Source organism: Candidatus Synechococcus calcipolaris G9 (genome assembly GCF_029582805.1).
Taxonomy (GTDB): Bacteria; Cyanobacteriota; Cyanobacteriia; order Thermosynechococcales; family Thermosynechococcaceae; genus Synechococcus_F; species Synechococcus_F calcipolaris.
In genome coordinates, this window is record NZ_JAKKUT010000002.1 from 971,697 (window position 1) to 986,204 (window position 14,508).

At 49.0% G+C, this 14,508-nt stretch carries 16 protein-coding genes; 5 read left to right on the forward strand and 11 right to left on the reverse strand.

The features are described 5' to 3' along the window. Positions 1–8: 8 nt before the first annotated feature. The 4 genes from L3556_RS07490 to L3556_RS07505 form a co-directional block, all read right to left on the reverse strand. Positions 9–1,139 carry a 5-(carboxyamino)imidazole ribonucleotide synthase gene (locus L3556_RS07490; protein WP_277866669.1) on the reverse strand — a complete coding sequence of 377 codons (1,131 nt, stop codon included), beginning with the start codon at positions 1,137–1,139 and terminating at the stop codon, positions 9–11. Positions 1,140–1,563: 424 nt separating this feature from the next. Then, entirely contained in the window at positions 1,564–2,061 is a 498-nt protein-coding gene (locus tag L3556_RS07495; protein ID WP_277866670.1) for a type II toxin-antitoxin system YhaV family toxin, read from the reverse strand. A 2-nt stretch (positions 2,062–2,063) separates the two neighbouring features. After that, a complete protein-coding gene (locus tag L3556_RS07500) occupies positions 2,064–2,396 on the reverse strand; it encodes a type II toxin-antitoxin system PrlF family antitoxin (protein ID WP_277866671.1) in 333 nt (110 codons plus the stop codon). A gap of 125 nt (positions 2,397–2,521) precedes the next feature. Further along, entirely contained in the window at positions 2,522–3,655 is a 1,134-nt protein-coding gene (locus L3556_RS07505) for a trypsin-like peptidase domain-containing protein (RefSeq protein ID WP_277866672.1), read from the reverse strand. A 68-nt stretch (positions 3,656–3,723) separates the two neighbouring features. Here L3556_RS07505 and L3556_RS07510 point away from each other — a divergent pair, with 68 nt between their 5' ends. Next, positions 3,724–4,317 carry a chromophore lyase CpcT/CpeT gene (locus tag L3556_RS07510; RefSeq protein ID WP_277866673.1) on the forward strand — a complete coding sequence of 198 codons (594 nt, stop codon included), beginning with the start codon at positions 3,724–3,726 and terminating at the stop codon, positions 4,315–4,317. Positions 4,318–4,345: 28 nt separating this feature from the next. On the opposite strand, the gene pstB is transcribed toward L3556_RS07510, so the two are convergent. From pstB to pstS, 4 genes are all read right to left on the reverse strand, one after another. Continuing rightward, positions 4,346–5,161 carry a phosphate ABC transporter ATP-binding protein PstB gene (gene pstB, locus L3556_RS07515; protein ID WP_277866674.1) on the reverse strand — a complete coding sequence of 272 codons (816 nt, stop codon included), beginning with the start codon at positions 5,159–5,161 and terminating at the stop codon, positions 4,346–4,348. A 66-nt stretch (positions 5,162–5,227) separates the two neighbouring features. Beyond that, entirely contained in the window at positions 5,228–6,121 is an 894-nt protein-coding gene (gene pstA / locus L3556_RS07520) for a phosphate ABC transporter permease PstA (RefSeq protein ID WP_277866675.1), read from the reverse strand. Positions 6,122–6,144: 23 nt separating this feature from the next. Then, the gene (gene pstC, locus L3556_RS07525) at positions 6,145–7,113 is read right to left on the reverse strand and encodes a phosphate ABC transporter permease subunit PstC (RefSeq protein WP_277866676.1); all 969 of its coding nucleotides are present in this window, start codon (positions 7,111–7,113) and stop codon (positions 6,145–6,147) included. Positions 7,114–7,253: 140 nt separating this feature from the next. Further along, a complete protein-coding gene (pstS, locus tag L3556_RS07530) occupies positions 7,254–8,345 on the reverse strand; it encodes a phosphate ABC transporter substrate-binding protein PstS (RefSeq protein ID WP_277866677.1) in 1,092 nt (363 codons plus the stop codon). A gap of 347 nt (positions 8,346–8,692) precedes the next feature. On the opposite strand from pstS, the gene L3556_RS07535 reads away from it, so the two are divergent. Both L3556_RS07535 and L3556_RS07540 read left to right on the forward strand, forming a co-directional pair. Further along, positions 8,693–9,187, forward strand: coding sequence for a pentapeptide repeat-containing protein (locus L3556_RS07535; protein WP_277866678.1), 495 nt, complete (start codon positions 8,693–8,695; stop codon positions 9,185–9,187). Positions 9,188–9,469: 282 nt separating this feature from the next. Continuing rightward, positions 9,470–10,543 (forward strand): PstS family phosphate ABC transporter substrate-binding protein, encoded by a 1,074-nt coding sequence (locus L3556_RS07540; protein ID WP_277866679.1) that lies wholly within the window; start codon positions 9,470–9,472, stop codon positions 10,541–10,543. Between the two features lie 31 nt (positions 10,544–10,574). Here the strand turns inward: L3556_RS07540 and L3556_RS07545 are convergent, their stop codons facing one another. The 3 genes from L3556_RS07545 to tmk all read right to left on the reverse strand — a co-directional run bounded on the left by L3556_RS07545 (position 10,575) and on the right by tmk (position 13,098). Beyond that, on the reverse strand, positions 10,575–11,051 hold the full coding sequence (locus tag L3556_RS07545; RefSeq protein WP_277866680.1) for a GNAT family N-acetyltransferase: 477 nt from the start codon (positions 11,049–11,051) through the stop codon (positions 10,575–10,577). Positions 11,052–11,082: 31 nt separating this feature from the next. Then, positions 11,083–12,162 (reverse strand): adenosine deaminase, encoded by a 1,080-nt coding sequence (locus L3556_RS07550; RefSeq protein WP_277866681.1) that lies wholly within the window; start codon positions 12,160–12,162, stop codon positions 11,083–11,085. 258 nt (positions 12,163–12,420) lie between these two features. Beyond that, positions 12,421–13,098 (reverse strand): dTMP kinase, encoded by a 678-nt coding sequence (tmk, locus tag L3556_RS07555; RefSeq protein WP_277866682.1) that lies wholly within the window; start codon positions 13,096–13,098, stop codon positions 12,421–12,423. A 298-nt stretch (positions 13,099–13,396) separates the two neighbouring features. Between tmk and L3556_RS07560 the strand changes: the two genes are divergently transcribed. Together L3556_RS07560 and L3556_RS07565 are read left to right on the forward strand one after the other, a co-directional pair. Next, positions 13,397–13,684, forward strand: coding sequence for a hypothetical protein (locus L3556_RS07560; protein ID WP_277866683.1), 288 nt, complete (start codon positions 13,397–13,399; stop codon positions 13,682–13,684). Between the two features lie 154 nt (positions 13,685–13,838). Next, positions 13,839–14,498, forward strand: coding sequence for an FHA domain-containing protein (locus tag L3556_RS07565; RefSeq protein ID WP_277866684.1), 660 nt, complete (start codon positions 13,839–13,841; stop codon positions 14,496–14,498). Positions 14,499–14,508 lie beyond the last annotated feature (10 nt).

A 14,508-nucleotide genomic window follows, 5' to 3' on the forward strand; every position in this document is an offset into this window, starting at 1 on the left:
AGGGTAAATTAGGGGCTGTACCAGAGCTCCTCAATGGCTTGAATCACTTCTTGGGCCTGGGCTTGGGTCTCAAGCAGCACCGTAATATGCCCTAGTTTCCGGCCGGGGTAGGCCTGGTTCTTACCATACCAGTGCAGATGGGCATTAGGAATTTTAGCCAGTTCATTACATTTTTGTTCATAGTCAATGGTGATGCCCTCCGGCGCAGCATAGCCCAAGAGATTGACCATCACCGCCCCGTTTGCCGTCAGAGTAGTTTCCCCTAAGGGTTGCTCCGTAATTGCCCGTAAATGCTGCTGAAACTGACTGGTGGTACAGGCATCCAGGGTATAGTGACCTGAATTATGAGTACGGGGGGCCACTTCATTGATTAACACCTGCTGATCCACCAGGAAAAATTCAATGCCAAACACGCCCACCGCTTCAAGGCTCTTCAAAAGTTTATCGGTCATCCCATAAATTTCACTGGCGATCGCCTCCGAAATATCCGCAGGCGCAATCACCCGCCGACAAACTTGATTTTCCTGCTGGGTTTCTACAATCGGATAAAGGGCAATATCCCCCTTCGGGGAACGAGCCGCAATTATCGCCAGTTCCTTATCAAAGGAAACACAGGCCTCCATCAAATAAAACTGGGAGGGGGGATGTTCCCAGGCAAAGGCCTGCCAATCCTTCTCATCCCGGATAATAAAGGTGCCCTGACCATCGTAACCATGGCGGCGGGACTTCAGGACAAAGGGAAATAGACAGTCTTTAGGTAGAGATTGGCCCCGAAATAGGGAAAACTCCGGCACGGGCAAGCCCAACTCTTGGAGGTAACACCGTTGTTGGTACTTATCCAAAAGGGGGGCCAGGGTGGATAGATCGGGATAAAAACGAACCCCCTGTATTGCTAGGGCACTGAGGGCGTTGAGATCAATGAACTCATTTTCAAAGGTAATGACTTCACAGGCTTCCGCGAGTTGAGCCGTAGCGTGAATATCATCTAAGGGAGCATAAATAACCTCATGGGCAACGGAAACCGCTGGATCCGTACTCTGGGGTGTTTGAACTATTAGGTCTAAATCCAGCGACTGAGCCGCCTGCCCTAACATTTGGGCTAACTGTCCACCACCAATGACACCAATCTGTCGGGTCACGTTGCTTTTCTCCAATTTTTCTAACACTATTTAGCGATAAAGTATAGCGATAAACCATTATGCCGAACGGTTTAGTTTGACGGACACCTCTCCCTATTGTCATATTCAACGCAGTTGTGTCAACATCCGGTCAAAGTCTTGGGCAATCTGAGACCAGTTAAAGCGGTTTAAGGCATGGGTTCGTCCAGTTTCTCATGGACTGGCACGTGGGGCAGGTCACAGGGGAATCAGACATGGAGGTTCTCGGTGAACGATTTCTCTCATATCCTTACATTTTTAGGACTACCCTTCAATACATACATCCACGCTGACACGACAGCTAACACTCGCTTGGAGCGGACTGACAATAGGTGCTAAAGCCATGCAGAGGTCAGTTACAGCCGCTCAAGCGAACCGTTAGGCTAAATATCGTATTTCGACTAACTTAAATTTCGGTTTCAACAGCTTTCTGTAAACGGTTCATTGCATACTTTGCCTCGTTGAATAAGTCGTTCCAATCATCTGGAGGATGACCACTCTCTAGCATTTTCCTAAAAACTCTATAAGCGTCTGTATTACTCTCATAGGATCGCTTAGAGTTTTCGTCATTGACCCAAGCGAGGAGAATGATTTTACTCGCTTGATGGTATCGGAAAAATAGTCGGTATTGCTGAAAAAATTTAGCTCTAAACCAGTGCTTGTAATCATCTCCAAGCGTCGCCCCCTGTCGATACTCACTACGAGTTGGATCTTGAGGAATAATATCAAAGGCCAACTTTACGATCGCAGCTAGACGCTTTGTAGCATTTTTCTTTTTATAGTTCTTAGAATCCTTATGACGCAGATGTTCAACCTGGGCCACAAGTTCTTCAAACTGTTCAAGGAATAGGGGATGAGCAAATATGTTCCACCCATGAATCACTAGGGGTTGTTCTACGGGCAACCTTATTCGTCCTCATCCGAGAGTGGTGCCTCAAGATCGAGATCAATACCAGCGACTAGGGATTGAACATGGCTGACTAGGCTAGAACTCAACACTTGTAATTGTTGAGGGTGTTTTTCCATATCCCGTGCGAGAAAATTCAGAAATTCCCCAAGCACTGGATCACTTTTTGTTGACTCAGCCCGCGAGATCCATACTTTACCGTCAGGCTCTATGGTATAGCAAATTTTATCGCGCTTATTCAAGCCAAGAGCTTTGCGAACAGGATCGGGGACTGTCGTCTGGTAACGGTCAGTAAGGGTAGATTCTGGAAGTGGGGCTGACGTTGTAGCCATAGCGACCTTTAAGCCTGTCTGTAAAACTATACATGAATGATAATGCAATTGCATTGTCTTGTCGAGCGTGAAGCCACTGGGCCTACAGCCTAACGGCAAAGTTGTGCGGTGGCAGACAACCCCTGTCACTCAGAAAGCTCCGATGGCTCCACGCTAAAGGTCAGATTTTGTTGCTGCCGCTTGATCTCCAGACTGATTTTTTCCCCCAGACGGGTTGATTCAACAATGCCTTGAATTTGTTGGGGGTTTGGCTGGTTGACATCATTGATTTTGGCAACCCAATCCCCTGGTTGCAGCCCGGCCCGGGCCGCTGGAGAGTTAGGAATCACACCCACAATTAATGTGCCTTGTTCCTGGGTAATCTGCCACTGGGGATTTTCCTGGTTGATCTGCTCCCGCAGCGTTTTGTTAAGCCCGACCATGCGAATGCCCAGGTAGAGGTGCAATGCTCTGCCCTGTTCAATAATTTGGTTGGCTACCCGTTGGGCAGTATTAATGGGAATGGCAAAGCCGAGTCCTTGGGCCCGGGCAATGACGGCTGTATTGACACCAATCACTTGGCCCTGTTGGTTTAGAAGGGGGCCGCCGGAATTACCAGGGTTGATCGCCGCATCGGTTTGGATAAAGTTGACGCGCTTGTCTGTGGCACCAATTTCATTACTGGAGCGGCCAGTGGCACTAATAATGCCGGCGGTTACTGTGTTACTCAAGCCCAAGGGATTACCAATGGCGATCGCCCATTCCCCTGGAAACAAGGTATCAGCATTGCCAATGGGTGGTGTGGGTAAATTATCCGCCGGAATTTGAATCACTGCAATATCCGTCAAGGAATCGGCCCCTAGCACTTCACCATCAAACTGGCGGCCATCGGGCAATGTGACCCGCACTTGGCTGGCTCCTTCAACCACATGGGCATTGGTGAGGACTTTACCATCAGAGGAAAAAACAAACCCAGACCCTTTTCCCTGTTGAATTGGGGCATCCGGCTCCATCCAGGGATTAAAGGGGCGATTACCCTCGGGAGCAGTTCGCGCCGCATCAATACTCACCACCGCTGGGCCAACGCTTTCTACCACTTGGGCAATGAAGTTATTGGGAGAGCCATCCCCAGAGACGATCGCCGGTAGGGAAGGGGATTCGTCAACATTGGAGGTAAGATCACCTAGCTCTGGAAATTGACCCTGACAACCCAGAAGGGTTAATCCAATCACCCCCACGCTAATACCCTTGACCATAGAACTTAGTTGAGAATCATTCACGCTCGATTAGAACCTGCTATGGGTGTACTGTGAAATATGTCCCCCTTCCTTACCTATGTTCATTTTTTATGACCCACGCGACTGATATTTCGACCCTAGCCCGCTGGATGGCAGCAGATTTTAGCAATCAAGAGCAGGCCTTTGAAAATCCCCCCTTTTATGCCCACATTCGCGTTTGTATGCGTCCCTTGCCTAAGGGCATTGTAGCGGGAGTCGGCCTTTACGTTGAGCAGGCCTATGACTATCTTTTAACGATGCCCTACCGCAGCCGTGTTTTGGAACTAGTGAGGGATCAGGATCAGATTTTAATAAAAAACTACACCATCAAGGATGAAAAACGGTTTTACGGTGCCTCCCGCGATCGCCAGCACCTGGCCAATATCAAGGCCAATGACTTAGTACTGTTACCCGGTTGTAATATGATCACCCGCTGGACGGGCCATAGTTTTCGTGGCGAAGTGGAGCCTGGAAAGGCTTGCAAGGTTGTTCGTAAAGGCCAAGAGACCTACCTGGATAGCACCTTTGAAATTGATTCTGAAAGATTTATCAGCCACGATCGCGGCAGAGACCCCATTACCGATGAGCATCTCTGGGGATCCGTGGCTGGCCCCTTTTATTTTGTTCGCTGGGCAAGTTTTGCCGACGAAGTAGAGGGGACTTAAACCTTAGCCAGAAAACTAAAACTAGACCCTAGCCAAAACGACCACTAACATAATCCATGGTGACCTGCTCCTTGGGATTATTAAAGACCACATTGGTATCATTACACTCGACTAAGTAGCCGGCCCGATTCCCTTTGGTGGTAGCCTCCGCATTAAAGAAGGCGGTGCGATCGCTGACCCGGGTGGCCTGCTGCATATTATGGGTGACAATCACAATTGTGAATTCTTTCTTGAGTTCTTGGATCAACTCCTCCACCCGCAAAGTAGAAATGGGGTCAAGGGCCGAGCAAGGTTCATCCATCAAGATGACATCGGGCCGGGTGGCAATGGTGCGGGCAATACAGAGCCGCTGTTGCTGACCACCGGAAAGGGATAGACCACTTTGCTTGAGTTTATCTTTCACCTCGTCCCAGATCGCCGCTTGCCGCAGAGAGGTTTCCACCAACTCATCCAGGTTGCCCTTGTACTTGTTCACCCGCGCCCCAAAGACAACGTTATCGTAAATGGACTTGGGAAAAGGATTGGGCTTTTGGAACACCATACCAATGCGGCGACGCACTTCCACCGGATCAACGTCTTTGTCATAGAGATTTTTACCGTGGTAAGTAATTTGCCCCTCCACTCGCGCCCCCGGAACCAGATCGTTCATCCGATTCAAACAACGCAGAAGGGTGCTTTTGCCACAACCGGAGGGGCCGATGAGGGCAGTCACTTTATTGGCGTAGATGTCCAGAGAAACATCCCGCACGGCCTTGAAGGTTCCGTAAAAGATAGAAGCATTGTTCACTTCCATTACGGTCTGAAGGCTAGAAATGGGTGGTGTACTAGCTGAACTATTAGTCATGGAAAAAACTGCCTTGTAATGATTGAGCAACAACTAAACAAACGGAACCCATGGAACAAAAAAAGATTAAAACACCTTTTTACGGGTCAACAGACGCGATGAAATACTTACAAAAAGAATGATTCCCAGAAGTACTAATGCCCCTGCCCAAGCGAGTTGTTGCTGGGGTTTATAGGGAATAATCGAGAAAAAGTAAACCTGAACCGAGAGGGTAGAAATGGGACGGAAGATATCCGTAGACCAAAAGTTGTTATTCAATGCCGTAAACAGTAGGGGGGCAGCTTCGCCACCGGCCCGAGCAACAGCTAACGTCACCGCAGTGGCAATGGAGGGTAATGCCGCAGGCAAAACAATCCGACTCACCATTTCAAAGCGGGTTGCCCCTAAGCCAAAGGCGGCTAAACGCACCTCCTCGGGAACGAGAACCAGGCCTTCCTCCGTAGTTCGCATCACAATGGGTAACATGACAACGGAAAGGGCAACCCCACCGGCAAAGGCACTAAAACTTCCCATCGTCAGAACAACAATGGTATAGGCAAATAAACCGGCAATAATCGCCGGAACCCCACTGAGGACATTAGCAGAAAATCGAACCCAATAGGCAATTTTGCTGCCGCGGCCAAATTCCGAAAGCCAAACGGCCCCTAAAACCCCAAGGGGAACACTAATCACAGCGGCGATCGCCAGGGTAATCAGGGTACCCACAATGGCATTGCCCAGACCACCGCCACTGAGTCCAGGGGGAGGGGGCAATTTTGTAAACAAATCTAAATTAATCAGCTTTAAGCCTTCGGAGGAAACATTAATGATAATTGCTGCCAGAGGAATAACAGCCATTACGGCAAAGGAGGCGGTAATCACCGTCATCGCAATGCCAAAAATATTGCGACCCGATGTCCACACCTTTGATAAGTCAAAGGCCGATACCTTGGGGGCGTCAGGTTGGGTTAAGCCGGTCATGGGTGCTACCTATCGTATCTATTCTATCGCTCAACGTTTTGGAATTTCTTGATGATGATTTCCGCCAGGATATTGACCATTAGGGTGAGAATCATCAGTACCAAGCCCGCGTACAGTAGTGCCGCCACTTGATCCCGACTTGCTTCCCCAAACTGGGAGGCAATCAGGGAGGCAATGGTTGAGCCAGGTTCCAAAATGGAAATATTAATCCGATTGGCATTTCCCACGAGCATGGCGGCGGCCATTGTTTCTCCCATGGCGCGACCCAGAGCTAGCATCACCGAGCCAACAATCCCGGAAAAACCGGCGGGAATGAGTACCCGGATAATGGTTTCCCAGCGGGTTGCCCCCAGGGCCATGGAACCCTGGCGTAGGTGGGGAGGCAAGGAAATGAGTGTTCCCCTAGAAATGGAGGTAATCAGGGGCAAAATCATGAACCCTAAAACCAAACCCAGGGTGAGGAGACTGTTGCCGCGGGGGGAGGTGCTAAAGAGGGGAATCCAGCTAAAATGGGCGTAGAGGAAATTGTAAAAGGGGACCAGGAAGGGAATCAGCACAAAAATACCCCACAGACCAATGACCACACTGGGGATAGCGGCTAAAAGCTCAATGGCAAAGGCAATGGGGGTGCTGATCACCGGGGGTAAAAAGTCTTCACTGAGAAACACCGCAATCCCTAAACCCAGGGGTACGGCAATAATCAGGGCAATGATGGCACTGACAATGGTGCCGTATATCTGGGGCATGACCCCGTAGATATTACGAACCGGATCCCAGGTAGTGGAGAAAAGAAAGCCGAGGCCAAATTTTTGGATGGATGGCATGGCGGTGAGGCCAATCTGAATAATAATCCAGACAAGGGCAACGGCTATGGACAGGGCAAAGGCCATGGTGGTGTAATAAAACACCTGATCGAGGTAGTAACGGGCGTTTTTGCGTGCCTCGATCGCGTAGGGGTTAATCGTATCCGGGGATTGTTCCGAAGGGGTCATAGCTCCATACTGATTATGGGACTAGGAAAAAATAAAAACATAGAAAAAAAACTGATTGCCTTAGGTGATGTTGAAGGATACAGGGGCAAAGGGCGACAAACCCTTACCCCCGTATATTTTCAGGGAGTAAAAAACCGAGATTAGCTGGCTTTAACCCCATCTAGAACCTGCTTGACCCGCTCAACAATATCGGCGGGCATGGGCACGTAGTCTAGTTGCTGAGTGGTGCTGGTACCCTCGGTGAGGGCCCAAATCATCGTGGACTTGAGGGCTTCCCATTTCTTGGCATCCTGGTATTCGGGATAGACCATAATCCAGGTCAAGCCAGCAATGGGGAAGGCATCGGGATTTTCGGGATCGGGCACAACCAGGCCAAAGTCTTCGGGAATCGGAACCCCTTCAAAGGCTTTAGATGCAGCCTCCGGTGAGGGATAGATAAAGTTACCGGACTTATTCTCGACCTGGGCCCTGGCAATATCATTCAGCTTGGCGTAGGCGTACTCAACGTAGCCAATGGTGCCTTCGTTTTGCTGAATTTGGGCGGCAACCCCTTCGTTCCCTTGACCACCCACACCCGTGGGCCAGTCAACGGAGGTGCCAACACCAGCGGGCCAGTCAGGACAAGCGGCATTAATGTGATTCACAAAAATAAAGGTGGTACCACTGCCATCGGAGCGGTGGGCAAAGGTAATGGGCATATCGGGCAAGTCTTTGCCAGGGTTGGATGCCACAAGGGCGGGATCATTCCATGTCGTGATTTTGCCTTCAACAATGCCGCAGAGAACTTCCCGGGAAATCCGTAATTCCTCAACGCCAGGTAAATTGTAGGCTAAAACCACTGCTCCACCGGCCATGGGAACCTGGATTGGATCCGCACCGTATTTGTCTTGGAAAGACTTGAGCCGATCGCCAGTGATGGGAGCATCGGACGCGCCGAAGTCCACGGTACCACTGATGTATTGCTCAAGACCGGCCCCACTACCAACGGATTGATAGCTGATCTGGACATCGGGATTTTCATCCTGGGCATAGGTGGCGAACCAGTTTTGATATAGGGGAGCAGGGAAACTTGCCCCCGCACCACTCAGGGCAACGGTTTCACCCGTAGAAGTAGGGCCGGAACCACTATCTGTACCTGTATCCCCTTCACCACCACAGGCAGCAACGGTGCCCGCAAGGACAAGGGTAGAAAGAATAGAGACTAGACGAGTTGGACGAATTTTGAAGATCATAAGCGGCGATCGCAATTAAGAACAAAAACCAAATTGCATAAGACTAACTTGCTGCGAAAGGATAGAGATGACTATACCCGCAAAACAAGCTAGGGAGATATTACAGGAGCATTGTAAAGGTTGGATTAAATTCTGCCGGAGTTTATTTGTATTTTGATCTCAGGGATCCAAGTCATAATTTCCAAGATTTCGATGGATTAAGTTGCGGGCGAATTAAATTGCCATCGATACTATTTCTTGAGCACCTTTAATAATTGAGAATTATTCTAATTAATGAAAGAGGAATTATCCCTTGTATAATTCTTCTGCTTAGGTCATTTATGTAGTCAGCACAAGGAAGATAGTCCGTGCATAGTCATAACTTATTAAGAAATTACGTCATTATTTTGCTAATGGCAGCTATCCCCCTTCCCGTATTAGCGGAACGGGATACCCTTCCTATTATGATTAACGGCTGTGTCATCAAACCCAACACCGATTGTAGGGGGCTGGGCAATAGCCTTAAATATGCCAATCTCAGTGGGGTTGACTTAAGCGGGGCCAATCTGTCGGGATTAAACCTGCACGGTGCGTCCCTACGGAATGCCAATCTAAGGGGAGCTAATTTACAGCGTGTTGAGCTAGATATGGCTTCCCTAGCCAAGGCGGATTTGACGGGAGCAGACTTGACGGATGCCTACTTTGCTCTCTCTGATGTCGCTGGGGCTAATTTCCAAGCGGCGATTCTCACCAATGTTGATTTGCGCGGGGCAAATGGAGCTAGAACCGCCATTCTAGATGGAGCTAGGCTCTGCAACACCACATTACCTGATGGCACAATTCGCAACGACCATTGTCCTTGAGGCAAAGCTCATTTCAAGAAAAGTTATAAAGTTTTCTTAACATCGGTGTCCGCACCCATGGAGATGTTTTAGAATCAGCTTAAGCGGTGAATGTCTATATCCTTCCGTAAGTTTTTGGTTTTTAGTTACTAGCTTGTTCCCTTAATATTTACAAGTCTAACCAAATTAGATTGCAAAGAAATTAATTTTTGATTTCCGCTGATTCCTGGGAAGATGATCCCGTTGGAATTCAACTCATTGTATTCATTTTTCCAACTTATTTACCCAATCGAGGCATCTCCGATGATGTTTAATAACTTCGTGGATCGATGGATCAAAGCCGGTGTTCTAACCCTGACGTTGGCGTTGGTGGGCTGTGGTGGAACCAATGACTCCTCAGAATCTTCAATGGATCCAAGCTTAAAAACCATTGCCATTGACGGGTCAAGTACGGTCTATCCCATTTCCAAGGCTATGGCAGCGGCATTTACCGCAACAAAAGAGGGGGAGAATGCCGATATTTCGGTTAAGTTTTCGGGAACATCCGCCGGATTTCGGGAATTTTGTACGGGCAAAACGGATATTAGTGATGCGTCTCGGCCCATCTTGATTGCAGAACTCAACCAATGTATCCAAAATGGCGTACCCTTTATTGAAATTCCCATTGCCTTTGATGCCCTTACTATTGCAGTCAATCCTGAAAACACCTGGCTTAAGGAGCTTTCCGTACAAGAACTGGCAACGCTGTGGCAAAAAGCTTCGGAGCAAAAACTGACTCGTTGGAATCAACTCCGCCCTGATTTTCCCGATACGCCAGTGATTTTATGGGGCCCAGGGGGAGATTCGGGAACCTTTGATTATTTTAATGAAGCAATTTTAGGGGATTCTCGTGGGGCACGGGCGGACTATACCGGCAGCGAGGATGACGATGAAATTGTGGCGGGCATTGCGGCAAATGCTAATGCGCTGGGCTATTTACCCTTTGCCTATTTTGAAGCCAATACATCTAAACTGCGGGCGATCCCGATTAATAATGGTCAAGGGGCGATCGCTCCGGGGTTAGAAACAGTGCAATCCAGTGAGTACCAACCCCTTTCACGGCCGCTATTTCTCTATGTGAATGCCCAAAAGGCCCAGGAAAAGCCACTATTGCGTCAATTTCTGGAGTTTTATTTAGAAACGGCCCCTGAGATTGTCACCCAGGTGGGGTATGTTCCCCTGACGGAGGAGGGCTATCAACTGGCTAACCTTCAGTTTATTCGTGGGGAAGTGGGGACAGCCTTCAAGGGGGTTCCTGAACCAGATGTCACCATTGAAGAACTCCTGCGCCGCCAGGTTATTTTCCAAGATAGTCAGGCCAGTGCTCCCGGCCAATAGACTACCTTTTTTGAGCAGGGTGGTCGTCTAATTAGTCCGCTTGTAGACGGCTGGCCCATAGTCCCGGTTCGGAATCGGGAATGGCGATCGCCCCCACGGTGCGCTCATAAAAAGCAGTGGGCCCAACCCAACCAATAATGGCATAGGCATACCCCTGTTCTTTCATTTGCCAGAGGGTGAGTTGTAACAGCAGGGTGCCAATTCCCTGGCCACGAACAGCCTCATCCACCCCCATGGGCCCAAATAATCCCAGGGCAGCCGTATCGTAGCAGGCAAATCCCTGTAGTTTTCCGGCTTCAACGGCTAAAACACAGCGGGGCGGGCGTTGGTGTAGGGCAATACTTACTTCACTCACCCAACCCTGACTGAAGCGGCCTTTTACCCAATCTAAAATGAGATGGGTTTCCGAGCCAAGGGGTTGGCGATAGATAATGCCCTGCTGGTTATGGGCCGCAATTTTGGGCCAATCTACCTCTAGGTTGTAGAGCTTAACCAACATATCGGTCATAGCTAATTACAGGGGAGGTTAATTTAGGGGATCACGACACCGGCTGGACATTTAAGACAGGGGCCGGTTCCGAGGAGTCGTGGATGGGGGTGAGATGATCGGCCTGTAATAAGTTGGTTAGCAAGGACATGGGGGGTTGGGGATAGGGCCAGGCAAAGGCATGGCGGAAGGCCGCTTTTTGACAGGCCTGTAGCTCCTGGAAATCTAAAATATCCTGGGTGAGTAGGTTTTCGTACTCAAAGGGTAAGCGCATATTGTGGAGTCCGGCATTGTCAGTGCAAATGGCCACATCAACACCCGCCTCAAAGCATCGCTCAAAGATCAGACGTAAATCCTGATAATCTTCTAAGGTTCCCGTCTGGAAATAGGTGGTGGGACAAACTTCTAGACATTGGCCCCGAGCGGCGATCGCCGGCAGCAGTTCGGGATAGCGCAGGGGAATTTGAATCCCATGGCCAATGCGCTGGAGATAGGGGAGCAAATCAGCATAGCATCCCTGGCGAGTTTCGTAGAGGTGGCCCGTTGTTTTTAGGCCGAGGGAGCGGGCCCGTTGGTAAAGTTCGCTAAATTCATCGAGGCGATCGCCGTAGGCCCCATCTCCGCCGGCGAGGTCAATACCACAAACATACTCAGGCATTTGGGCTGCCAACTCGAGGATTGCCCGATTCACGGTGTAGGGTAAGCGGGAATGCATACAGAGAATTTGGCTGGTCACCATCGGATAGTCTTTGATCTGGCAGGCTTGCCCAACAATTTGGACGATCTCCGCCATCTGATCAATGCGATCCGTTTGCGAAAGCTGGGAATCGGTGCGGAAAAAGGGTGTATAGCGTAGTTCTAGGTAGGCTAAATTTTCAAAAATGTAGGCCCCACGGATCAGACGATAGATGAAGTAGGGCAAGGTTTGGGGCGTTTGTACCCCTTCCACTAGGGTATGTAACTCTAGGTACTCTTCTAGGGATTCCCGGGGACGGGTATAAAAGTCTTCAAAATTTTCGTAGTCAGGAAACCGGGCTGCCAGGGCTGGATCATTCCGCTGAAAATAACGCCAAAGAATACGAGGGACAACGGATCCCCCTAGGTGACGGTGGAGTTCGGCGTAAAGGGCCATGGTGGTCGCGCTCCGAAGAAAATGTGGGCAAACCCTAAAAAAAATGACTCTGACAATAACGCTAGAAATGAAAACATTAAAAATGACGCTAAAAGTACATCAAATTTATAAAATAGTGCTTCTAATGTAACAATATTAACAAAAATTACAAAGGCTTGACGTTGCGACCATCATTGAATCTAAAAATTCGAGAATTTGAATATCCTAAGACATTGACATCCTCCCACGCTTGAAAGTGGGGGCTTCTCAGAGGATGTTTTATGAGCCATACCAGAGGTGAAATTTTTGGTTGAGGTGATGTTGAATGTCACTAGCGATCGCCCCTAGGTTCTGCTGGGCATCAATGGGAATTACCTGTTCTGGGGATTGGTTCGCTAGGGCCCTAAATCCGTCGTACACCCGTTGATGAAAGGCTAGATCAAGGTTTTCCAGGCGATCGCCCGTAGAACTTCGTTGGCGGGTACGCTCTAGACCAATGGCCGGCGGTAAATCTAGCCACAGGGTTAAATCCGGTTGCAAGCCAGCGGTGGCAATGTCATTAATCTGGTGAATGAGGTGGAGATCAATGCCCCGTCCATAGCCCTGGTAAGCCACCGTTGATCCGGTAAAGCGATCGCACAGAACCACGCCCCCCGCCACTAAATGGGGACGAATCTGGGTTTCAATGTGCTGATGGCGATCGGCTCCGTAGAGAAATAATTCAGCAATGGCGGGAATATCTTCCTTACTGTGGAGCAAAATCTGACGAAGTTCCTGGCCGAGGGCGGTTCCTCCCGGTTCACGGGTAGCAAGAATGGGTGAGTCCAGACTAGGGCAATTTTTGGACAGGGTTTTGAACCAATGACTGGTGGCCAACCATTCCTGAGCAAGCTGAATTTGAGTAGACTTGCCAACGCCTTCAGTGCCTTCAAAAACAATGAATCGCCCCATTGACATATTTACGATCTCGTGACTATGGTTGAATAAATTGAACAAAATTGAGGTATCAATGATTGGAATCCCGTAACTGCTCCCTAACTTCTCTTTCAGACCTGCTTGAACCCGCATTCCTGAAACGGCATTTCTGAAAAAGGCGCAAAAAGGGGATTCGTTAAACTGATTACACAATGCCCGGTTCCTGGTTAGTTATCATAGGAACCATGTTGACCCACCTTACCATGCTGTAAATGCTATGGCTCGATACAAAAGCAACCTAACAATTGATGCCCCTGGAGACTGTCTGAAGGATCAGCTGGTGGGAACGCTCAGATCCTGCGATTTAGAAGTGATTCATGCCACAGAGGACTATTTGGTCGCCCGTGAGCTATCCGATCGCGCCTCCCTAGCTCAACTCGTCATTGTTGAAGTTCTCATTGACAAAACCCATGCCTCAGAAAAGAGTACGGATTTAGATATGGTGTTTCGGAATGAAGAACTGTCCCTTAAGCGGAATAATCACTGCGAACAACTCTATCATCGGGTCAGCCAGGCGATCGCCGATAATAAAAACTGGCAGTTGATTAGAAGTGTAGCCACAATTTAATATCGCTACAGTTTAATGATTTTCCCAAAGATTTATTTCAATGCAGATTTTTCAGACTCCAGGGGACTTTAGACCCTCGGGGGTAGCTGTAGCATAGATTAGGTGTAGCATAGAGGGTAGTGGGTTTTTACTTTCTAGGGTTGCCAATTCTTCTATGTCTGATACCACCCAAGATCACCATGTATTAACAATTGAAGATGAATCCGGGTCACGCACCTTGATTCTTAAGGCGGCAACCTACTCCTTGGGCCGAGATTCATCCAACGGGATCGTGATCAAGGGGAAAGGAGTTTCCCGGCAACATGCTCTTTTACTCCGCCTGCCGGCCCCTAATGGCTACCAATATCGGGTCGTAGATGGTAATTCCGAGGGTAAAGCCAGTGCCAATGGTGTTCTCGTCAATGGTAAACGCTCCAATAGCCATAATTTGAAGCATCGAGATGAAATTTACTTTGGTTCTGGGGTGCGGGCGGTTTACGAAATTGTGTCCATGGAAAACTCCCAGTTTATTCAGTACCTAGAACCGGCGGATTATCAAAGCATTAAATCTTCCCCCAAGACCTCAACTTCCACAACGATCAGTGAGGAAGATAGTCAAGAGCAAACCCTCTTTAATCAGGTGATACCACCGGAATTGAGTGAAGGAGCAGTGGCCAAGTCCCCGGTTGAACAACCTGCGGCTTCAACCCCCAACCGTCCTTGGTGGATCATAGGTGTGGTAGCGATTATCTTGATCGCCCTTGGAGCAGGACTTCTCTTAAACCGCGAGGAATCCTCACCGCCGCCCGAGCCTGCAAGCCAAGAACAGAGTTAGCTGGCTTAAT